Source organism: Actinomadura napierensis (assembly GCF_039529375.1).
Classification (GTDB): domain Bacteria; phylum Actinomycetota; class Actinomycetes; order Streptosporangiales; family Streptosporangiaceae; genus Spirillospora; species Spirillospora napierensis.
Map to the genome: position 1 here is coordinate 95,334 of NZ_BAAAMR010000013.1, position 19,135 is coordinate 114,468.

Consider the following 19,135-nt stretch of genomic DNA (forward strand, 5'->3'; position numbering starts at 1 on the left):
TCAGAGTTTGGGAGTGAAGGGGCGGCGGTGGGCGGGGTCGTCGGGTTCGGCCTGGGAGCGCAGGGCGGTCTCGACGAGTTCGATGGCCTGGAGGAGCGAGACGAGGCGGGCGCCCTCGCGGCGGTACGCCTCCAGGACGGCCTCCACGCCGTGCGGCGGGACGAGGGGCGCGAGATCGACGCGGGCGGTGCGGAACCCCTCACGGGCGGCGTCGACGGACGCGTTGACGTGGTGCCGCGCCATCCGCGCGAGCGCGATCGGATAGCGGCGCAGGACGCCGTAGCGCCGGTACTCGGGCGGGACGAGCTCCAGCAGCCAGCTGAGAGCGGTGTCCTCGAAGCGGTCGGTGCCCGGTGGGTGCACCTGCGAGGGCCAGCCGGGCGGGACGTAGGTGCTCACGGCTCCACGATAACCCGGAATTCGAACCTATGTTCGACCCAAACCGGACATGTCACTCGGTCGCGGGCGGCGGGGTGATCGGCCCGTTCCGGCGGATCCGGATCTTGCCGGAGTCCAGGTCGTCGCGGGCGGAACCGTCCCCGGCCTGCTCGTGGTCGTCCTGGCGCAGCACCTTCTGCCGCTGCTGCTCCTCCTGCTTGATCTTCTTCGAGCCCTCGAACGCCGAGGCGAGGTCCTCGAACATGCCGCCGCCGAAGCCGGCGCCGGTCTCCCCGTCGCCGCGGATGGCGCCCATCAGCGTCGACCGGCCGGTGCCCTCCGTGGGCCATTCGACGGGCTCGTGACCGGCCTGGTCGGGACGGTTGCCCATCGGGCGCCCCTTGACGCGCTTGCGGCGGCGAAACGGTGATTTCACACAAGCTCCAACGCGACGAGCCTCCAGATTGATCCCGGCGGGCGTTCAGCCTCCGAACGACCACCGGGTGGGAGAACCGGTGAAGTCCCCCTGACGCAGCCCGAACGCCTTCTGTGGCCGCACCGCGACGGTCGCGTTCACCTCCGGGTCCAGGAAGTCGACACGATAGCGGGTCGCGTACTTGGAATTGACCAGGTCGATGAAGCGCTGCAGGTCCCGCGGCTCGGTGACGACCTCCGCGCGGCCCTCCAGCACCACCGGGTTCTCGGCCTCCTCGGTGGCGACGACGACCTGCGGATTCGCCCGCAGGTTGACCATCTTGCGGGACGGGACGCTGCTGCTGAACATCAGCGCCTCCCCGGACCACGCGCCCCACACCGGCATCGCGTGCGGCCGCCCGTCCGGCCGGACGGTGCACAGCCAGAAGTTGCGGGCCGCGCGGAGCCGCTCCACGGCCCACGACCACGGCAGCAGGCCGCTCCCCTCGGCGGCCCCCCTGATCCCGTAACCGGGCATGTGCGGACGGTCTGCGGCGGGCTCCGGCGCCGGGACGAACCCGGGGCGGGGCTCCGATGCCAGGGCGAATCCGGACGCGGACTCCGGTGCCGAGGCGTACCCGGAAGCCGACATGGCGCTCTCCCTTCTGCGGACGTTCCCCGGCCCATCGTTTCAGACCGCGGAGCCTCCCGGTGACGCTCGGTGGCTCGTTGGGAGCGGCTCGGCGCGGTAGCCTGCGGGACGTGCGCCTATCCCATGTCATCGCGGCTCTCGAAGAGCTCTATCCGCCGTCGTGGGCGGAGTCGTGGGACGCGGTCGGCCTGGTCTGCGGCGACCCCGCCCAGGAGGTCGGGCGGGTGCTGCTGGCGGTCGACCCGGTCGCCGCGGTTGTCGACGAGGCGCTGGAGTGGGGCGCCGACCTGGTGGTCGCGCACCATCCGCTGCTGCTGCGCGGGGTGCACTCGGTCGCCGCGACCGCGCCGAAGGGCCGGCTGATCCACCGGATGATCGTCAACGGGGTCGCGCTGCACACCGCGCACACCAACGCCGACGTCGCCGTCCCGGGGGTCTCGGACGCGCTGGCGCGCGCCGTCGGGCTCACCGGGGAGCTGCGCCCGATCGTCCCGGCCGCCGACGATCCGCGCCGCGGCCTCGGCCGCGTCGGGGAGCTGGACGAGCCGGTGACGCTGCGGGAGTTCACCCGGCGCGCCGCCGCGGGGCTGCCGTCCACCGCGTGGGGGCTGCGGGCCGCGGGCGACCCGGACCGCGCCGTCCGCACCGTCGCGGTCTGCGGCGGCGCCGGCGACTCCCTCCTCGACACCGTCCGCGCGGCGGGCGTCGACGTGTACCTCACCGCCGACCTGCGGCACCATCCCGCCTCGGAGTTCGCCGAGCACGGCGGCCCCGCGCTGGTGGACGCCGCGCACTGGGCGACCGAATGGCCCTGGCTGGCCGACGCCGCGCGGCGCCTGGCCGCCGCCGCACCCGAAGCGGGCAAGTTGGAGACACGGGTGTCCACGCTCGTCACCGACGCGTGGAGCCTTCACGCAGAAGGAGAACAGTGAAAGCCGCACCGCAAGCCCAGCTTCGCCTGATCGACCTGCAGGACCTGGACAGCTCGCTGGACCGCCTCGCGCACCGCCGCCGCACGCTGGCCGAGCTCGCCGAGATCGAGCGGCTGGAGGCCCGGCTCACCGGGCTGCGCGACGCGATCGTGGCGGCCGAGACCGAGACGGGCGACCTGGCGCGGGAGCAGAAGAAGGCCGAGCAGGACGTCGACCAGGTCCGCAGCCGCGCCGAGCGGGACCAGAAGCGCCTCGACTCCGGCCAGGTCGCCTCCGCCAAGGACCTCAGCGGGCTGCAGACCGAGATCGAGTCGCTGCACCGCCGCCAGTCCGACCTGGAGGAGGTCGTGCTGGAGATCATGGAGCGGACCGAGCAGGCCGAGGGCCGCGTCGCCGCGCTGCGCGCCGACCAGACCGCGACGCAGGAGGAGCTGGCCGCGGTCGTCGCGCGCCGCGACGCCGCGCTCAAGGAGATCGACGAGGAGAACGGCACGACGGGCGCCGCCCGCACCGCCGTCGCCAAGGACGTCCCCGACGAGCTGCTCGGCCTCTACGAGAAGCTGCGCGGCCAGTTCGGCGGCGTCGGCGCGGCGAAGCTGTTCCGCGGCGCCTGCCAGGGCTGCCACCTGGCGCTCAACACCGTCGACCTGAACCGGATCCGGGCCGCGGCGCAGGACGAGGTGATCCGCTGCGAGGAGTGCCGCCGCATCCTCGTCCGCACCCCCGAGTCGGGCCTGTGAAGCTGATCGTCGAGGCGGACGGCGGGTCCCGGGGCAACCCGGGCCCGGCCGGGTACGGCGCCCTCGTCCGCGACGCGCTGACCGGCGAGGTGCTGGCGGAGGTCGCCGAGTCGATCGGCATGGCCACCAACAACGTCGCCGAGTACCGGGGCCTGATCGCCGGGCTGACGGCCGCCGCCGGGATCGACCCGTCCGCGCGGGTCGAGGTGCGGATGGACTCCAAGCTCGTCGTGGAGCAGATGTCCGGCCGCTGGAAGATCAAGCACCCGGACATGATCCCGCTGGCCCTGCGCGCCCGCGAGGCCGCCGAGGGCCTCGGCTCGGTGTCCTACGGCTGGATCCCGCGCAACCGCAACGCGCACGCCGACCGGCTCGCCAACGAGGCCATGGACGCCGCCGCCCGCGGCGAGCGCTGGACCCGCACGACCGAGGAGCCCCCGCAGGAGGAGGCGCCGGGCCCGCCGCCCGTCTCGTCCACCCCCACGCGGACGATCCTGCTCCGCCACGGCGAGACGCCCCTGTCCGCGGAGAAGCGCTTCGCCGGGACGAACGACGTCCCGCTCACCACCACCGGCCTCGCCCAGGCCCGCGCCGCCGCCCTGGTACTCAAGGACCGCGGCCTCGACGCGATCGTCAGCTCGCCCCTCTCGCGCTGCCGCGACACCGCCGCCGAGATCGCCGCCGTCACCGGCCTGGACGTCCGGGTCGAGGACGGCTTCCGCGAGACCGCCTTCGGCGACTGGGAGGGCCTCACCTTCGCCGAGGCCGGCAAGGGCTGGCCCGCCGAGATGAAGGCGTGGCTCGCCGACCCGGAGGCCGCGCCGCCCGGCGGCGAGAGCTTCGCGCAGGTCTCCCGCCGCGTCCGCACCGCCCTGGACAAGCTGAAGGTCCGCAACCGGCAGCAGACCGTCCTGGTCGTCTCGCACGTCACGCCGATCAAGATGCTGGTCAAGGACGCCCTCGGCGCCCCGATGAAGTCGCTGTACCGGATGCACCTGGACGTCGCGTCCCTCACCACGGTCGACTGGTACGCCGACGGCCCCGCCAGCCTGCGCGCCTTCAACGACGCCCACCACCTGGAACACTGACCGACCCGCTAGAGTTCTGGGTACGGCGGACGAGCCGGCCGGACGGCCGCGTCGGGGACCTGGTCCCCGTCGAGGAAAGTCCGGGCTCCACAGGGCAGGGTGGTCGGTAACGCCGACCCGGGGCGACCCGCGGGACAGTGCCACAGAAAACAGACCGCCACCGGCCCGGCCGGTGGTAAGGGTGAAACGGTGAGGTAAGAGCTCACCAGCGCCCACGGTGACGTGGGCGGCTCGGTAAACCCCACCCGGAGCAAGGTCAAGAAGGGGCTTCGGCCCCGCGCAGGTGCCTGAGGGCGGCCCGCCCGAGCCTGCGGGTAGACCGCTGGAGGTCGTCGGCAACGGCGGCCCGAGATGGATGGCCGTCACCCGCCCCCCGGGGCGGGCACAGAACCCGGCTTACAGGCCGGCTCGTCCGCCGCTCCATGACCAGGGGCGCCGTCAGCCGGTCGGTGTGCCGGTCTGGTCGCGTTCCAGCACGGCGCGCAGCTTCGAGAGGGCCTGTGCGGCGGCCACCGTCGAGGGATCGTCGAGAGCCCCTCCGATCAGCTCGGCCAGGGCGTCGGTGAAGGTGCTCTCCGCCGCGTCCACGAGCTGCGAGCCGTCGCCCGTCAGGGCCAGCAGCGAGGATCGGCGGTCGGACGGATTCGGCTGCCGGACGGCCCAGCCCTGCTTCTCCAGACGGTCGACGCTCTTGCTGGCCGCCCCGACGCCGATGGCGAACTCGGCGGCGAGGTCCGCCACCCGGGCCCCGGGATGGTCGCGCAGGTAGCGCAGTGCCTCGAACTGCGAGGTGACGATCCCGTGCCGCGCGCGGAGGCGGTCGTTGAGGGCGTTGTACAGGCGCGTCTCGCACCGGACCAGATCGGCGAAGAAGCCCGGGGGGTCGACCTCGTCGCCGCTCGATGTATATTCCACGGCATATAGTGTACTGGAAGCTACTTACGGCGGGAGCACACCCATGAGCAAGGAGCAGCGGGCCCGGGTCGACGCGATGATGCGGCGGCCGCGGCCCGAGGGTCCCCGGTCGGTCGAGGCGATCCGAGCCGGATTCGAGGCGCTGATGGCCCAGATGATCGTCCCCGGCGGCATCCGCACCGCGCGGGCGACGCTCGGCGGCCGGCCCGCACTGCGCGTCGAGCCGGACGGCCGGGCCCGCGCCGGGACGATCCTCTACTTCCACGGCGGCAGTTGGGTGTTCGGCTCCCCCGAGACCGCTCTGTCGCTGACCGGACACCTCGTCGCCAAGACCGGGTTCGGGGCGTACTCGCTGGACTACCGGCTCGCCCCCGAGCACCCGTTCCCGGCCGCGATCGAGGACACGCTGAGCGCCTACCGCGCCCTCCTCGACAGCGGCGAGGACCCCTCGGCCATCGCGTTCGCCGGGGACTCCGCCGGCGGCGGTCTCGCCGTCACCACCTGCCTCGCCGCCCGCGACGCGGGCCTCCCGCTGCCCGCCGCCGTCGTGGCGTTCTCCCCGGGCCTCGACGCCACCCGCACGGGCGAGAGCATGGACACCAAGGCGGGCGTCGACCCGGTCTTCACCCGCGAGGCCGTCGAGCGCACCGGAGCCATGTACCTCGCCGGAGCCGACCCGCACCAGCCCCTGCTCAGCCCGGCCGTCCTCGCCGACCTGACCGGCTTCCCCCCGATGCTGATCCAGGTGGGCACCAACGAGGTCCTGCTGGACGACTCCACGCGCCTGGCCGCGCGTGCGAGGGCGGCCGGAGCGGACGTCATCCTGGACGTCACCGCCGACGTGCCGCACGTGTTCCAGTCGTTCGCCGGCGTCCTGGACGAGGCGGACGAGGCACTCGACCGCGCGGCCCTCTTCCTCGGCCAGCGCATCCGCGCCGAGGGCGCGGCGCACACCCCGGCAGGGTAGGTCGTGTCATTGCGCGTTGGCGCGGAAGGCTCGGCGGTAGGCGCCTGGCGTCGTGCCCAGGGCATTGAGGAAGCGGCGGCGGAGGTTGGTGGCGGAGGAGAGGCCTACCCGGCGGGCGATGGCGTCCAAGGACAGGTCGGAGGTCTCCAGGAGGTCTTGGGCTGCGGCGATTCGCTGGGACAGCAACCACTGGCCGGGGCTGACGCCGAGCTGGTCGGTGAAGCGGCGGGTCAGGGTGCGGGGGGAGACGCCCACGTGCGCGGCCATGCTCTCGACCGTCACCGGTTCGCCGATCCGCAAGGCGACCCACTCCAGCAAGGGCGCAAGGGTGTCGTCGATATGGGCGGGGTGGGGTGGAGCCGAGTACTGCAACTGGCCGCCCTCGCGGTGGGGCGGCATGACCATGGTCCTGGCGATGTGGGCGGCGTAGCGGGCGCCCTGGTCGCTGCGGACCAGGTGCAGGCAGAGGTCGAAGCCGGCCCCGGCGCCCGCGCTCGTGGCCACGTCGCCGTGGTCCACGTAGAGGACGTCCGGGTCTAGTTGGACGTGCGGGAAGCGTGCGGCGAACTCGTCGGCCAGAGCCCAGTGGGTCGTGGCGCGGCGGTCGTCGAGGATGCCGGCGTGGGCGAGGGCGAAGGCGCCTGAGCAGATGCTGACGAGGCGGGCCCCGCGGGAGTGCGCGCGGCGCAGGGCTTGGACGACGGCGGGGGAGGGCGGCTCCTCGGCGGGCAGCCAGCCGGGGACGATCACGGTCTGCGCTTCGTCCAGGGCTTGCAGGTCGTTGGGGACGAGCATGTCGTATCCGGCGAGTGTGGCGACGGTGCCGGGATGCTCGGTGCAGACGGTGAAGTCGTACCTGGTCGGGAGGCCTCGTCGCTCGACCCCGAACACCTGGGCCGCATAGCCGAGCTCGAACGTCGACTGCGGCGGGCGGATGAGTGCGGCCACGCGATGCATGGCGTGAAAGTACCGCATGATGTCTTTTCAGACACTCTGCGGGCGGGGGCGTGCTCGCCACGCTGGTGCCATGACGACAGAACTGGGTTACGTGTGGTCTTCCGTCGAGGACGCTCCGGTCCGCGAACTGTTCCCGGGGATCCGGCTGCGGCCCTTGTGGCAGGGGGACGCCGGGGCGAGGGCCTTCGTGCTGCAGATGGACCCGAACACGTGCTGGGAGGGCATCGACGTCCACGAACCGGGGCCTGAGGAGGTCTTCGTGGTCTCGGGCGTCTTCAACGACGGCGAGCGCGACTACCCGGCCGGGTCCTTCATTCATGCCCCCGCGGGCTCTTCCCACGTCCCGCAGACGACCACGGGCTGCACGCTCTTCCTCTTCTACCCGCAGGGGTAGGCGCGTCCTAGGCTCGCGAAGATGCGACTCGACCTGATCACGATCATCGTGGACGACTACGACCGGGCCATCCGGTACTTCACCGAGGCCCTCGGGTTCGACCTGGTCGAGGACTCGCCTTCGCGGACGAACGACGGCCGTCCCAAGCGGTGGGTCGTCGTCCGGCCGCCGGGCGCACAGACCGGCATCCTGCTCGCCCGCGCGGACGGCGAACGCCAGACCAGCGCCATCGGCGACCAGGTCGCCGGTCGCGTGGGGTTCTTCCTGCAGGTGGACGACTTCGACGCCGCCCACCGGCGCATGACGGACGCCGGGGTGGAGTTCGTCACCGCGCCCCGCACCGAGCCCTACGGGCGGGTCGCGGTGTTCCTCGACGTCGCCGGCAACCGATGGGACCTGCTCGGCCCGGCCGACTGAGTGTCTGTTCGAGGACTTCGGCTGGTTGAGGGGCTGATGATCTCAACGGAGTGGGCGCGCCCTGAGTGGGTGAGGGGGAGGCTGGGCGGAACCCTCAACGAGTACGAGCATGCGACTTGACCTGCGCGGACGTAGTTCTCGGCAACTGCAGGGCCGGCCGCCGGGACGATGAGCCGCGGCCTCCTCTGCCGGCTTCGATCCGACCTCGAGTGACCCACCTCACCCTGCCGACAGGAATTTGTCTGCGCAGGCAGCATGTTTCAGCCTGGTGTCGGGCTCTTGAGATCCGGTGATCCGTGCGGAGCCCGGCAGGTCACGGCAGTCGTATCGGGGCCGGGGAGCCGCACTGCGGGGCGGCTGCTCCCGGTACCCAGTGAGGAGTGTGCTTCATGACGCGAAGGCCATTGGCGGACAAGCCCATTGACCGGTTCCGGCTGGACGGCCGGACCGTGGTCGTCACCGGTGGCGCGTCAGGTCTCGGGCAGACCTTCGCCGAGTCGCTGGCCGATGCCGGTGCGCGCGTCGCGGTGTTCGACCGAGACCCCCTGGACGAGACCGCCGAGCTGCTCGGCGATCGCGGCTTGATGGTCCATGCCGACCTGATCGATCCGGACCAGGTTCGGGCCGCCGTGGACCAGACGCTCGAGTGGAGCGACGGCGAGGTCGACGCCCTGGTGAACAACGCCGGGATCGCCTCGGTCCTCGGGAGGGCGGACGAGGTCGCCGTCGAGGACTTCGACCGCGTCCTGGCCGTCAACCTGCGCAGCATGTTCCTGACCACGAAGGCGCTCCTGCCTCCGTTGATCGACAGCGGCCGCGGGTCGATCATCAATCTCGGTTCCTACCTCGGCCTGGTCGGGCTGTACCCGGGCTTCCCTGTCACGGCGATCCCGTACGCCAGCAGCAAGGCCGCGGTCGTCGGGTTCACTCGCCAACTGGCCGTCGAGTATGCCCGCGACCAGATCCGGGCCAACGTCGTCGCGCCCGGCTGGCACCCCGCCACCAACCTCGCCAGGGAGTACTCGAAGAAGCTCGACCAGGCCGGTATCGATCGGCTTCTCGAGTGGATGCCGACCTCGGTGCCGATGGGGCGCGTCGGCGACAGGAAGGAGATCGCCGGGCTGGTCCTCTATCTCGCGAGCGATGCGTCCACCTATCTCTCCGGTCAGGTGATCGCCCACGACGGTGGCATCACCGCGGCCTGACACCGGTTCGACCGACTCGAGTTCACTGAGAGGAACTGACCATGGCACGGCTACTCCACATCGACTCGAGCGTCCAGGGCGACGGCTCGGTCAGCCGGCAGCTCACCGCCCGCGCCGCCGACGTCTGGCGCGCGGCCCATCCCGGAGGCACCGTCGTGTACCGCGACCTCGGCGCCGACCCGGTTCCCCATCTCGACGCCGTCGCCGGTATCAGCAGGCTCGTGCCGCCCGACCGGCACACCGAGGCGCAGGCGGCGTCCTGGGCGCTGACCGAGGAGCTCGTCGGCGAGGTCGCCGAGGCCGACGCGATCCTGCTCGGGCTGCCGCTGTACAACTACGGCGTTCCCAGCTCGGTGAAGGCGTGGGTCGACCATCTCATCGCGCCCGGGCTGGCCTACCACCCGGAGAGCATGGAGGGCCTGCTGGGCGGCCGCGACTTCGTCGCGATCGTCTCGCGGGGCGGCGGCTACGGCGCCGGCACCCCGAGGGAGGGCTGGGACCACGCGACCGCCTGGCTGCCGCACGGTCTGTCCCTGACGGGACTGGAGCCGCGGTTCATCACCGCCGAGCTCACGCTCGCTCCGCAGAAGCCGGCGATGTCGAGCCTCGTCCCGCTGGCCGAGGAGAGCCGCCGCCAGGCCGAGGCCGCCATCGACAAGCTCTGGCCGCCCGCGGTGACCGGCGTCTGAGCCGGACGCGGGGAACGGCGCCAGGCTTCCGAGCTCGGCGTCCCTGAGCCTCGGAGGTGACGGTGGGCCCGCGGGGGCGTCCACCGTCACCTCGGCGCGAGGCCGGGTCCCGGGCTCGATGATGATCGATCCACCGGTGCCGACCGCGCCGAAATGGTTGCCCTATGCGGACGCGTTCAGGCTGCGCCCCATCCTGCCTTGATCACCAGGCCTCTCGTCCGGAGGCCCGGAGTGCTCGAACAGGCACTGACCGGCGCGGAGGCGGGTGGCGATGAGGAGGGCCGCGTCGGCCACGTGGTCGACCTCGGCGATCCATTCGCCCCACGAGTGCGCGAACCAGAACCGGCCCTCGTCGTCCGGACGGGGGCTGCAGGTGATGGTGTCGGACGGTTCCGGGTTGTCCTCGCAGCAGCCGTCCGCGAACGGGTTGGAAACCTGGAGGCCGTCGATCTTCAGGCGGACGTCCAGGTCGTAGAGGTCGAGACGGTGCAGGAGCGCGCCGAGCCCGGCCTGCGCCCGTGCCAGGGGAGTCGTCATGCGGCCGAGCCTAGCGCCTCGTATCGCTACGTGTCGCTACGTAGCGCTAGAGAGGACGACGTCTGCAGACGGATAGCGTCCGGTCATGGCTGAGATCGATCATGAGTCGCCGTTGCCGCCCTACCGGCAGATCGCCGCGTGGGTCGCCGACCGCATCGCCTCCGGTGAGCTGGCGCCTGATCGGCCGATCCCGAGCGAGAAGACCCTGATGCAGGAGTTCGAGGGCGTCGCCCGCACGACCGTCCGCCGCGCCGTCAAATACCTGCGCGAGCAGGGGCTGATCTACACGGTTCCGCAGCGCGGCAGCTACGTGATGGGCCCCGACGGCCCGCCCCTGGAACCATCGCCGAGTAGTCCGCGGAGTGCCTTCGTGAAGGCGGACGAGGGGGAGTAGGGGGTGCGGGTGTTGCCCTTATGCGTCGGTGGATAAGGGCAACACGCCGCGAGGGGGCGCCGGGCGTCAGTAGCCGCCGGGGGCGCCGCCGCCGGTCGGGGTGCCCGTGGGCGCCCCGGTCGGGCTTTCGGTCGGGCTGGTGGCCGGGCCGGTCGGGCTCTCGGGCGGGCTGCCGGTGGAGCCGCCGGTCGGGCTCTCGGTCGGCGCCTGGCTGCCCGGCGGGACGACGCCTCCGCCGGAGCCGGGCACGGTGATCTTGGTCTCCATGCCGAGCGAGCGGTGGTTGTCGATCGGGCACCAGAGCTGGTAGGTGCCCGCCTGCAGGGTGACGTTCAGCTTGGCCTGCTGTCCGGGCGAGATCCCCGGCGTCACCTTCGCGTTGGTGATGCCCGGACCGGAGATGGCCAGGGCGTGCTGCATGCTGCCGGTGTTCTTGGCGATGAAGGTGTACGGGCCCGCCTTGAAGGTGGTCTGGGAGAGCTTCAGCGAGTACTCCTTCTCCGTGACGGTGACGCTCGTGGCCTTGGGGTTGGCGGGTGCGCCGCCGCCCGGGGCCGGCGTCGTGGCGCCCGGGGTGGTCGGGCTCTCGCTGCCGGGGCTCATCGGGCTGCCGCTGTCAGTGGGGCTGCCGCCGTCGGTCGGGCTGCCGCTGTCCGGGGCTCCGCCGCCCGGGCCGCCGGTGTCGCCGCCGCCCGGAGTCTCGCCGCCCGGCTCGCCGGGGTTGCCGCCGCCCGGGTCCGTGGTGGCCGGGGCGCCGGGCCTCGGGACCGTGGTCGCGTGGGCGGCGGAGACGGGGAGCAGGGCGCCGGCCGCGAGGACGAAGGCGCCCGCTGTGGTCGAAATGGTGGTTTTGTTCATAATTGCCGGGCTCCCCGGAGGCCCTCCGGCCAAACCGGTCACCTGTAGCCGAAAGCGCAGGTCAAACCGGTTCGAGCCGGAGGTCGGGCGGGGCCGTCACGGGGCCGGACGAGGCGGCGTGCAGCGGATCGAGAAGTGCAGGGAACCTCGCACCCGGGCGGAGTGGCGTGGATCTCGGTGGCTTCGGGTCACACGACACAAAGAAACCGAAAGGAGGCGCCTAACGTCCCAGGTAGAGCTGATCGCCGGTCGGCGGTGGCGGCGGGGCACGGTGGCTGCCCCGTGGAGAGGAGCGCTGATGTTCATCATCATCGTGTTCGTGGCCCTCGTGCTCGGCGGGGCGCTGGGCGCCCTGGTCTACCTCTGGGACTTCGCGCGGGCCAGCCGGCGCGACACGCTGTTCACGCCCCCGTCGGGCCGCCGTGCGCGCGCGGCGCGGAAGGTGACCGGAGTCTACGTCCGCGACTACAGGCGGGAAGGCGACCTGCGCCGTCCCCGGCCGCAGGAGCCCGGCCCCGCGCTCGGCGGCGGCGGCCCGGAGGAGGATGGCCGGGCGCGCGGTGAGCAACTGGTCGGACGCTGAGAGGGTGGTCTCCGGGAACGTCCCCGGAGACCACCCTCCCGTCGTCGTGCAGGTCAGGCGTCCCGGCGGGCCCCGTCCGGGACGTGGTTCGGAATGGTGGCGAACGTCCCGGCGGCCCGGTCGAGGACCTTGACCGTCGCGGACTTCAGATCGAAGTAGAGCCCCACGAGCTCCAGGTCACCGGCCTCCGCGCGCTCGCGGAGCCAGGGGTAGGTGAGCAGGTTGTCGAGCTGCTGCATCACGTTGACCTGGATGAGCCGGGCCAGCGGATCGTCGCCGTGGTCCTGCTCGGCGCGGAAGCGCTCCAGGGTCGGCTCGCCGTGCTCGAGCCAGCGCGACAGCCCCTCCAGGTGCGCGACCTCCGCGCCGCCCGCCATGACGGCGGCCATCGCGCCGCAGTTGGAGTGGCCGCAGACCGCGATCGTCCGGATGTCCAGCACGTTGGTCGCGTACTCGACGGTCGCCATCACCGAGTCGTCCGGGACGGCCGACCCGTGCGGCGGGACGAAGTTGCCGACGTTGCGGTTGATGAAAAGGTCGCCCGGCCCGCTGGCGGTGATGATGTTGGGCACCACCCGCGAGTCCACGCAGGTGATGAAGAGCAGCTCCGGCTTCTGCTCCATCGCCAGCTCGGCCATGATCGGACGGACCAGTCCCGCGGTGCTGTCGTGGTACTCCCGGACGCCGTCGAGCAGCACGGACGTCGCGGACGAGGGTTCGGCGGCGGCCTCGGGGCGTCGCTGGCGATTCGCCCATGGAGCCCACCAGCGCGCTGGAGGGGACGACTTACGCGGCGAAGACATATCACCTGTCACCCCTCTTTCATACCAACCCTCGTGAACCTCGTCGATGTCGACCCTGCCTCCTTGGCGTTCGTGGGCCAGCCGCCACTCGTGGATCGCGTCGAACGCGGCGTGGTCCATGAAGTCGATGTTGAGGTCGAGGTCGACGCCCGCGCCGGCCGGGACGGCCCGCAGCGCGCGCGTCACCTTCGGCACTCCGAGGAAGGTCAGCGTCCCCTCCACGACCACGTGCCAGCGCGGCGGGGCGGGCACGTCGCCCGGCACCGGGACGAGCCGCTCGGTCCGGACGGTCAGCCGGGTCAGCCGCCGCAGCGCCAGCACCGCCGTCACCGCGATGCCCAGCAGCACGCCCTCGCCGAGGCCGAGCACGACCACGCCGCCGAACGTGGCGAAGTAGGCGGGCGCCTCCCGGTGGTGCCGCAGGTCGCGGACGCGGGCCGGGTCCACCAGCCGCACGCCGAGCACCACCAGCAGCGCCGACAGGGCCGAGAGCGGGACGTGCTCGATGACGGGCCCGCAGGACACCGCCAGCACCAGCACCCACACCCCGTGCAGCACGGCCGACAGCCGGGTCCGCGCGCCGGCCTCCAGGTTGGCCGTGCTGCGGACGATCACGCCGGCGACCGGCAGGCCCCCGAACAGCCCCGACACCGCGTTCGCCGCGCCCTGGGCGGCCAGCTCGCGGTCGAGGTCGGTGGGGGCGACCCCGGCGGGCCGGACGCGGTCGACCGCGACGCTGCACAGCAGGGACGCGACGGCGGCCACCACGGCGAGCGAGACGACGGCGCCCGCCACCCCGTGCGGCGCCCCGTCCGGCAGCTCGGGCGCGCCCCAGCCCTGCAGCAGGGTCTCCGGCAGGTCCACCCGGGCGGCCTGCCAGCCGAGCGCCCACGCGGTCACGGTGGCGGCGGTGATCGCGGGCAGCGGGCCGGGGATCATGCGCAGCCGGCCGCCGCGCGGCAGCCGGGACCAGCCGAGCAGCACCAGCACGGTCAGCGCGGCGACCAGCGCGGAGTGCGGCACCGGGTGGAGCAGCTGCCCGGGCAGCTCCCGCAGGTTGGCCACGGCGGACTCCTGCGGGCCGCCGCCGAGCACGACGTGCACCTGGCTCAGCACGATCACCGCCCCGACGCCGGCGAGCATGCCGTGCACGACCGCGGGCGAGACGGCCAGCACGACGCGCGCGACCCGGCTCAGGCCGAGCGCGATCTGCACCAGCCCGGCGAGAAGGGTGACCGTGCAGGTGGCCCGCCAGCCGTAGGTCTGGACGAGCTCGGCGACCAGCACCGTCAGCCCGGCGGCCGGCCCGCTGACCTGGAGCGGGGACCCGCCGGCCAGCCCGGCCACGATGCCGCCGGCGACGGCGGCGATGAGCCCGGCGGCGACCGGTGCGCCCGAGGCGACCGCGATGCCCAGCGACAGCGGGATCGCGACCAGGAACACGACGAAGGACGCGAGCGCGTCCCGCCGCAATGCGGATACGTTGAGTGGCTTTGAAGTCACTCAACGTATACAACCAGATTCTCCGGTTCCCGCCCGGGACGCGCCGGCGCGCGGGCGCCCGGAAACGCGCCGAGGGCCACCGGGATCCGGTGGCCCTCGCCTGGTGGTGCGCGAAACGGTGCCGCGTCAGCGGCGGTAGTTCTCCCAGTCGTCGGGCTGCTGCCGGGAGTCGTACGGGTTGGTGTCGCTCGGCCGCCCACTCTGCTGCTGGTAGCCGCCCTGCTGCGGCGCCCCAGGGTAGCCCGAGCCGTACGCCTGGGTGGAGCCCGGGTCGTGCGGCGCGGCGAGCGGGTCGTTGCCGTTGTAGCTGCTGCCGCTGAAGTCGCCGTAGGCGCCGGTGCCGCCGCCCTGCCCGCCGTTCTGCCCGCCGGAGCCGTACGGCTCGCGGGACCCGCCGCTCAGCGGGTCGTCGTAGCGGGGCGACTCGCCGTAGGCAGGGGCGGTCGGGTACCCGTCGGTGTGCGAGCCCTGCCCGTAGCCGCCGGTGCCGGATCCCGCGCCGGACGAGCCGTACCCGCCGTCGTACCCGCCGCCCGGTGCGCCCGGCCCGGACGAGCCGCCGGAGGCCGGCGGGGACCACGGACCCGTGCCCGAACCGCTGCCGGCCGAGCCGGTGCCGAAGGAGCCGGTGCCGAGCGGGTCGCTCAGCGGGTCGTTCAGCCCGCCGTAGCCGCCGGAGTCCGGCGACGGGCCGCCCGCGGCGCGCTGCCGGTCGGTCTGGATGCGCTGGAGCAGCTCGTCCACGGTGGGCAGCTTGTGGTTGTCGGTGTCGGACCCCGAGGCGCCGGACCCGGGGCCGGCGTGCGCCGCGGGCGCGGCCGGAGCCGGGGGAGCGGGCGGCATCACCTCGGACGCGCCGGGCAGGCCGCCGGTGGAGTCGCCGAACCCGCGACCGGGCTCGTCGGTGCGGCCGAGCGGCAGGCCCAGCGGGTCGGACGCCGGCGGCGCCGGGTGCTGCGCCGGCGGCTGGGACGCGGAGGCGCCGAGCGGCATGTCGAAGGTGTCCGGCCGTCCGCCGCCGGGCGGGGCGCCCGCCGGGCGCGACCCCAGCGGGTCGGAGCCGAAGTCGGGGTAGGACGGCTCGTGCGAGCCGTACTGCGGCTGGTCGGGGACGCCGTACTGCGGCTGGTCGCCGTAACCGGACTGGTCCTGCCCGCCGTAGTGCGGCTGGTCGCCGTGCCCGCCGAACTGCTCGGCCCCGCCGCCGTAGGACGGGTCGTACTGGTCGGCCGCGCCGTACGCCGGCTGCTGCTCCTGCCCGCCGTAGATCTGCTGGTCGGGCATTCCGTAGGGCGACTGGGGCCCGGTGCCGGACGGTCCGCCGAGCGCGCCGAGGTCCGCCGGGATCGGGTCGAGCGACGTGGAGCCGGGGTCGGCCGCGTACGGCTCGGACCCGTACGGCGCGCCCTGGAAGCCGCCCGGCGCGGGAGCCTGCTGCGGGCCGGTGCCGGGACCGCCCAGCCCGTTGAGCACGGTGCCGTCGGCGCCCAGCGCGACCGGCTGGGTGAGACCGGGGTGCTCGATCGCGGGCTGCTGCTCGGGCGGCTGCACGTGCTGGGTCGCCTGCCCGGGCTGCTGGGGGGCGTGCTGGGTGTTCAGGGGGTCGGCCGCCGGGTCCGGCCCGCCCGCCTCCTGGTCGTGCTGCCAGGGGAACTTGGGCTTGTCGAAGGTGATGGTGGCCCAGTAGTCGTCGTCTTCCATCTCGTCCGACGCGGGGCCGCCGGGAGCGGGCGGCGGCGGGGACGGGGACGGGGCGGGGGCGCCGGCGGGCGCGGCGAGCGGGCCGCCCGCGACGCGCCGGTCGTAGGCGGGGTCCGGGGCGGCGTTGCCGTAGCCCTGGTCGTAACCGGGGCCGTAGCCGTCGTCGTGCCCGCCCATGTCGTCGGGCTGCGGCGGTGCGCCGCGGCGGCCGCGCGGCTGCTGCTGCGGCTCGTCGTCCATCCAGTCGTCGTCGTCGCGCCCCGCACGGCTGGCCCGCAGTCCGAGCGCCACGAGGACGACCACCAGGACCACGACCACAATGAGGCCGAAGACCACGATGTAAGAAGTCATGCCACCACCCAATGCCTTGGCCCGGCGAGAGTCGCCGGCGCGGTCCGCGGGTCGGGCCCGTTCGTCGCCGGCGGTCGGTCGTCCTCGGAGTTGGTCCGATTCTGTCCGACCGCTATGACCGTTGTCACACCCTTCGCGAACATTTACCCTCACCCGACGCGTACCGGCCGGCCCGTCCGGGCCACCCGCACACCCCTGTCAGCTCAGCCCCCGAGGGGGTCCCGCGCCGACCCCGTGCCCTGAGGCTCCACGGTCAACGCGCCTGCTTGCCGCCGAAGTTCCCGGTGATCCGGCCGCGGCCCACCGTGTGCCCGGCGATGGCGCCCAGCGAGTCCCGGAGCTTGGCGCCCTGGCGGAACGGCGCCGGACTGTCCAGCGCGTAGATGGTGAACCGGTACCGATGCCGTTCTCCCTTGGGCGGGCACGGGGCCGCGTATCCCGCCTTCTTGCCTGTGGTGAGCCCCTCGACGGCGCCCTGGATCTCGGCGCCCTCGACGAGCTCGTTGGTCGTTCCGTCGATCCCCGCGAGCACCCAGTGCACGTAGGCGCCCTCCGGGGCGTCCGGGTCGTCCATCACGATCGCGAACGACCTGGTCCCGGCGGGCGCCCCCGACCAATGCAGCGGCGGGGTCTTGCCCTCTCCGCCAGGGTACGTCCCGCAGCCGTACCGCGTGGGCAAGTCGCGCCCATCGCGGAAGACGGGGCTGGTCACGGTGAACCACTCCGACAGCTCGGCGCTCTTGTTCTGGGGCTGGCCGATCAGTCCGCAGCCGCCCAGCGCCATGGTGAGCGCGAGGACGCCCGCCGCGGCCGGGATCGGACGCCGGTCTCTGCTCTTCATTCGTTACGCTCCCGGGCGAGATCGTACGCCGCGCGCCGCCGGCCTGCCGTCGTCCGGGTCCCGCGCGCCCGCGCCGGTGGCGCCCCCTTCCTCGTCCGCCCCAACCTTAGGGGCTCTCCGGGTGTGGAACGGGCCTTTCCGGCCCGCGCCCGGGTGGCGTCCCCAGGTCAGCGGCAGGTCGGCGACAGGTGAGCGTCCGGTGATCGCCGGTGTGAGTTGCGTCATGCGTGCTTTGTCCCGTTCCATCCGAAAATTTGGGAAGGAGTGGCGAGTTTCACATGCTTCGCAACGCTCCACTTTGCCAGTACGGGAAGTTTTCGTGTTCTTTCCTGGTTATCGGTTGGTGTCAGAGTGACTTCATCGGCTAGTTTGTGAATGTCTTCACAAGCCGACCGTGACATAGGAGGCCGCAATGGCCAGGACCGCCGAGGAGACCCCTGGCGCTCCCCACATCCTCATCGTGGGTGGCGGCTATGTGGGCATGTACACCGCCCTGCGCCTGCAGAAGAAGCTCCGCAAGGAGCTCAAGCGGGGCGAGGTCAAGGTCACCGTCGTTGACCCGAACTCGTACATGACGTACCAGCCGTTCCTCCCCGAGGCCGCCGCCGGGAACATCTCCCCGCGGCACGTCGTCGTCCCGCTCCGCCGGGTGCTGCCCCGCTGCACCGTGCGCAAGGCCCGGGTCACCGAGCTCAACCACGACGAGGGCTGGGCGATCGTCCAGCCGCTGGCCGGGCCGCCGGAGCGGATCTCCTACGACTACCTGGTCATGGCGGCCGGCGCGGTGCCGCGGCTGCTGCCCATCCCCGGCCTGGCCGAGAACGGCATCAGCCTCAAGACCGTCGGCGAGGCCATCCACCTGCGCAACCACGTGCTGGAGCAGCTGGAGATCGCCGAGTCCACCGACGACGTGGACCTGCGCCGCAAGGCGCTGACCTTCGTGTTCGTCGGCGGCGGGTTCGCCGGCGTCGAGGCGATCGCCGAGCTGGAGGACATGACCCGCGACGCCACCAAGTACATGCGCAAGGTCACCCCGCAGGACCTGCGGTTCATGCTCGTCGAGGCCGCCGACCGCATCCTGCCCGAGGTCGGCCCCGACATGGGCAAGTGGACCGCCGAGCAGCTGCGCGGCCGCGGCATCGACGTGAAGATGAAGACCTTCCTGCAGTCCGCCGTGGACGGCCAGATCGAGCTGTCGGACGGCAGCAGCTTCCAGGCCGGCACGCTGGTGTGGAACGCGGGCGTCAAGCCGTCCCCGGTGGTCCGGCACGGCGACCTGCCGGTGGACGAGCGGGGCCGGGTCAAGGGCACCGAGTACCTCACCATCGAGGGCCTGGTGCGGGCGTTCACCGCCGGTGACAACGCCGCGATCCCCGACCTCACGCAGGACGGCATGTTCTGCCCGCCGAACGCCCAGCACGCCGTCCGGCAGTCGAAGGTGCTGGCCGACAACATCGTGCGGTCGCTGCGCGGCAAGTCGCTCAAGCCGTACGTGCACGGCAACGTCGGCGCCGTCGCCGGCCTCGGCCTGCACAAGGGCGTCGCCCAGACCTACGGCTTCAAGGTCAAGGGCTGGCCGGCCTGGTTCATGCACCGCAGCTACCACGGCGCGAAGGTCCCGACCTTCAACCGCAAGCTGCGCGTCCTGGCGGACTGGACGCTCGCGCTGTTCCTCAAGCGCGAGACCGTCTCGCTCGCGACCGTCGAGCAGCCGCGCGCCGACTTCGAGCTCGCGGCCCTGGACGACGCCAAGCTGAAGGCCAAGCTCAGCGAGCCCGCTGCCTGACCCTTCCGCTCGGCTGCGACGCCCCGGTGG

General features: G+C 72.8%; 21 protein-coding genes and 1 other RNA gene. 12 read left to right on the forward strand and 10 right to left on the reverse strand.

The window, feature by feature from the left end; genetic code table 11:
- From ABD296_RS10380 to ABD296_RS10390, 3 genes are read right to left on the reverse strand one after another with little or no spacing between them, the layout of a single operon-like run.
- Positions 1 to 399, reverse strand: coding sequence for a hypothetical protein (locus tag ABD296_RS10380; RefSeq protein WP_344264110.1), 399 nt, complete (start codon positions 397 to 399; stop codon positions 1 to 3).
- Between the two features lie 52 nt (positions 400 to 451).
- On the reverse strand, positions 452 to 814 hold the full coding sequence (locus ABD296_RS10385) for a DUF6191 domain-containing protein (RefSeq protein WP_344264112.1): 363 nt from the start codon (positions 812 to 814) through the stop codon (positions 452 to 454).
- Positions 815 to 859: 45 nt separating this feature from the next.
- Positions 860 to 1,444: a pyridoxamine 5'-phosphate oxidase family protein gene (locus ABD296_RS10390; protein ID WP_344264114.1), complete on the reverse strand. Its 585-nt coding sequence runs from the start codon at positions 1,442 to 1,444 to the stop codon at positions 860 to 862.
- 110 nt (positions 1,445 to 1,554) lie between these two features.
- Here ABD296_RS10390 and ABD296_RS10395 point away from each other — a divergent pair, with 110 nt between their 5' ends.
- The 4 genes from ABD296_RS10395 (at position 1,555) to rnpB (ending at position 4,619) form a co-directional block, all read left to right on the forward strand.
- Positions 1,555 to 2,376, forward strand: a complete 822-nt coding sequence (locus ABD296_RS10395; protein WP_344264116.1) for a Nif3-like dinuclear metal center hexameric protein — start codon at positions 1,555 to 1,557, stop codon at positions 2,374 to 2,376.
- On the forward strand, positions 2,373 to 3,116 hold the full coding sequence (locus ABD296_RS10400; RefSeq protein ID WP_344264118.1) for a zinc ribbon domain-containing protein: 744 nt from the start codon (positions 2,373 to 2,375) through the stop codon (positions 3,114 to 3,116). The genes ABD296_RS10395 and ABD296_RS10400 overlap by 4 nt, the downstream gene beginning before the upstream one ends.
- Positions 3,113 to 4,204, forward strand: coding sequence for a bifunctional RNase H/acid phosphatase (locus ABD296_RS10405; protein ID WP_344264120.1), 1,092 nt, complete (start codon positions 3,113 to 3,115; stop codon positions 4,202 to 4,204). Before ABD296_RS10400 ends, ABD296_RS10405 begins: the two co-directional genes overlap by 4 nt.
- Before the next feature lie 30 nt (positions 4,205 to 4,234).
- Positions 4,235 to 4,619, forward strand: an RNA gene (gene rnpB, locus ABD296_RS10410) — RNase P RNA component class A.
- 23 nt (positions 4,620 to 4,642) lie between these two features.
- Here the strand turns inward: rnpB and ABD296_RS10415 are convergent.
- Positions 4,643 to 5,119 carry a MarR family winged helix-turn-helix transcriptional regulator gene (locus ABD296_RS10415; RefSeq protein WP_344264122.1) on the reverse strand — a complete coding sequence of 159 codons (477 nt, stop codon included), beginning with the start codon at positions 5,117 to 5,119 and terminating at the stop codon, positions 4,643 to 4,645.
- Between the two features lie 43 nt (positions 5,120 to 5,162).
- Between ABD296_RS10415 and ABD296_RS10420 the strand changes: the two genes are divergently transcribed.
- Positions 5,163 to 6,086: an alpha/beta hydrolase gene (locus tag ABD296_RS10420; protein WP_344264124.1), complete on the forward strand. Its 924-nt coding sequence runs from the start codon at positions 5,163 to 5,165 to the stop codon at positions 6,084 to 6,086.
- 6 nt (positions 6,087 to 6,092) lie between these two features.
- Here the strand turns inward: ABD296_RS10420 and ABD296_RS10425 are convergent, their stop codons facing one another.
- Complete coding sequence (locus ABD296_RS10425) at positions 6,093 to 7,043, reverse strand: GlxA family transcriptional regulator (protein ID WP_344264126.1); 951 nt, start codon at positions 7,041 to 7,043, stop codon at positions 6,093 to 6,095.
- Positions 7,044 to 7,113: 70 nt separating this feature from the next.
- Between ABD296_RS10425 and ABD296_RS10430 the strand changes: the two genes are divergently transcribed.
- The 4 genes from ABD296_RS10430 (at position 7,114) to ABD296_RS10445 (ending at position 9,748) form a co-directional block, all read left to right on the forward strand.
- Positions 7,114 to 7,437, forward strand: coding sequence for a cupin domain-containing protein (locus ABD296_RS10430; RefSeq protein ID WP_344264128.1), 324 nt, complete (start codon positions 7,114 to 7,116; stop codon positions 7,435 to 7,437).
- 21 nt (positions 7,438 to 7,458) lie between these two features.
- The gene (locus tag ABD296_RS10435; RefSeq protein ID WP_344264130.1) at positions 7,459 to 7,854 is read left to right on the forward strand and encodes a VOC family protein; all 396 of its coding nucleotides are present in this window, start codon (positions 7,459 to 7,461) and stop codon (positions 7,852 to 7,854) included.
- A 404-nt stretch (positions 7,855 to 8,258) separates the two neighbouring features.
- The gene (locus ABD296_RS10440) at positions 8,259 to 9,059 is read left to right on the forward strand and encodes an SDR family NAD(P)-dependent oxidoreductase (RefSeq protein WP_344264132.1); all 801 of its coding nucleotides are present in this window, start codon (positions 8,259 to 8,261) and stop codon (positions 9,057 to 9,059) included.
- 41 nt (positions 9,060 to 9,100) lie between these two features.
- The gene (locus ABD296_RS10445; RefSeq protein ID WP_344264134.1) at positions 9,101 to 9,748 is read left to right on the forward strand and encodes an FMN-dependent NADH-azoreductase; all 648 of its coding nucleotides are present in this window, start codon (positions 9,101 to 9,103) and stop codon (positions 9,746 to 9,748) included.
- Positions 9,749 to 9,910: 162 nt separating this feature from the next.
- Here ABD296_RS10445 and ABD296_RS10450 read toward each other — a convergent pair whose 3' ends face one another.
- Entirely contained in the window at positions 9,911 to 10,285 is a 375-nt protein-coding gene (locus ABD296_RS10450; RefSeq protein ID WP_344264136.1) for a hypothetical protein, read from the reverse strand.
- Between the two features lie 85 nt (positions 10,286 to 10,370).
- Between ABD296_RS10450 and ABD296_RS10455 the strand changes: the two genes are divergently transcribed.
- Positions 10,371 to 10,679 carry a winged helix-turn-helix domain-containing protein gene (locus ABD296_RS10455; RefSeq protein ID WP_344264138.1) on the forward strand — a complete coding sequence of 103 codons (309 nt, stop codon included), beginning with the start codon at positions 10,371 to 10,373 and terminating at the stop codon, positions 10,677 to 10,679.
- Positions 10,680 to 10,745: 66 nt separating this feature from the next.
- Here ABD296_RS10455 and ABD296_RS10460 read toward each other — a convergent pair whose 3' ends face one another.
- Positions 10,746 to 11,537, reverse strand: a complete 792-nt coding sequence (locus ABD296_RS10460; protein ID WP_344264140.1) for a hypothetical protein — start codon at positions 11,535 to 11,537, stop codon at positions 10,746 to 10,748.
- A gap of 298 nt (positions 11,538 to 11,835) precedes the next feature.
- Here ABD296_RS10460 and ABD296_RS10465 point away from each other — a divergent pair, with 298 nt between their 5' ends.
- Positions 11,836 to 12,120, forward strand: coding sequence for a hypothetical protein (locus ABD296_RS10465; protein ID WP_344264142.1), 285 nt, complete (start codon positions 11,836 to 11,838; stop codon positions 12,118 to 12,120).
- 53 nt (positions 12,121 to 12,173) lie between these two features.
- Here the strand turns inward: ABD296_RS10465 and ABD296_RS10470 are convergent, their stop codons facing one another.
- From ABD296_RS10470 to ABD296_RS10480, 3 genes are all read right to left on the reverse strand, one after another.
- Positions 12,174 to 14,396: a SulP family inorganic anion transporter gene (locus ABD296_RS10470; protein WP_344264144.1), complete on the reverse strand. Its 2,223-nt coding sequence runs from the start codon at positions 14,394 to 14,396 to the stop codon at positions 12,174 to 12,176.
- 156 nt (positions 14,397 to 14,552) lie between these two features.
- Entirely contained in the window at positions 14,553 to 16,478 is a 1,926-nt protein-coding gene (locus ABD296_RS10475; protein WP_344264146.1) for a hypothetical protein, read from the reverse strand.
- A 253-nt stretch (positions 16,479 to 16,731) separates the two neighbouring features.
- The gene (locus tag ABD296_RS10480) at positions 16,732 to 17,319 is read right to left on the reverse strand and encodes a YbhB/YbcL family Raf kinase inhibitor-like protein (protein ID WP_344264148.1); all 588 of its coding nucleotides are present in this window, start codon (positions 17,317 to 17,319) and stop codon (positions 16,732 to 16,734) included.
- A gap of 412 nt (positions 17,320 to 17,731) precedes the next feature.
- On the opposite strand from ABD296_RS10480, the gene ABD296_RS10485 reads away from it, so the two are divergent.
- The gene (locus ABD296_RS10485; RefSeq protein WP_344264150.1) at positions 17,732 to 19,105 is read left to right on the forward strand and encodes an NAD(P)/FAD-dependent oxidoreductase; all 1,374 of its coding nucleotides are present in this window, start codon (positions 17,732 to 17,734) and stop codon (positions 19,103 to 19,105) included.
- Positions 19,106 to 19,135 lie beyond the last annotated feature (30 nt).

What these genes read in the sequence shown, in the direction of transcription:
- ABD296_RS10390 (WP_344264114.1), bottom strand. Translation starts at nt 1,444, where the DNA reads ATGTCGGCTTCCGGGTACGCCTCGGCACCGGAGTCCGCGTCCGGATTC.
- ABD296_RS10420 (WP_344264124.1), top strand. Translation starts at nt 5,163, where the DNA reads ATGAGCAAGGAGCAGCGGGCCCGGGTCGACGCGATGATGCGGCGGCCG.
- ABD296_RS10425 (WP_344264126.1), bottom strand. Translation starts at nt 7,043, where the DNA reads ATGCATCGCGTGGCCGCACTCATCCGCCCGCCGCAGTCGACGTTCGAG.
- ABD296_RS10430 (WP_344264128.1), top strand. Translation starts at nt 7,114, where the DNA reads ATGACGACAGAACTGGGTTACGTGTGGTCTTCCGTCGAGGACGCTCCG.
- ABD296_RS10435 (WP_344264130.1), top strand. Translation starts at nt 7,459, where the DNA reads ATGCGACTCGACCTGATCACGATCATCGTGGACGACTACGACCGGGCC.
- ABD296_RS10445 (WP_344264134.1), top strand. Translation starts at nt 9,101, where the DNA reads ATGGCACGGCTACTCCACATCGACTCGAGCGTCCAGGGCGACGGCTCG.
- ABD296_RS10450 (WP_344264136.1), bottom strand. Translation starts at nt 10,285, where the DNA reads ATGACGACTCCCCTGGCACGGGCGCAGGCCGGGCTCGGCGCGCTCCTG.
- ABD296_RS10455 (WP_344264138.1), top strand. Translation starts at nt 10,371, where the DNA reads ATGGCTGAGATCGATCATGAGTCGCCGTTGCCGCCCTACCGGCAGATC.
- ABD296_RS10460 (WP_344264140.1), bottom strand. Translation starts at nt 11,537, where the DNA reads ATGAACAAAACCACCATTTCGACCACAGCGGGCGCCTTCGTCCTCGCG.
- ABD296_RS10465 (WP_344264142.1), top strand. Translation starts at nt 11,836, where the DNA reads ATGTTCATCATCATCGTGTTCGTGGCCCTCGTGCTCGGCGGGGCGCTG.
- ABD296_RS10475 (WP_344264146.1), bottom strand. Translation starts at nt 16,478, where the DNA reads ATGACTTCTTACATCGTGGTCTTCGGCCTCATTGTGGTCGTGGTCCTG.
- ABD296_RS10480 (WP_344264148.1), bottom strand. Translation starts at nt 17,319, where the DNA reads ATGAAGAGCAGAGACCGGCGTCCGATCCCGGCCGCGGCGGGCGTCCTC.
- ABD296_RS10485 (WP_344264150.1), top strand. Translation starts at nt 17,732, where the DNA reads ATGGCCAGGACCGCCGAGGAGACCCCTGGCGCTCCCCACATCCTCATC.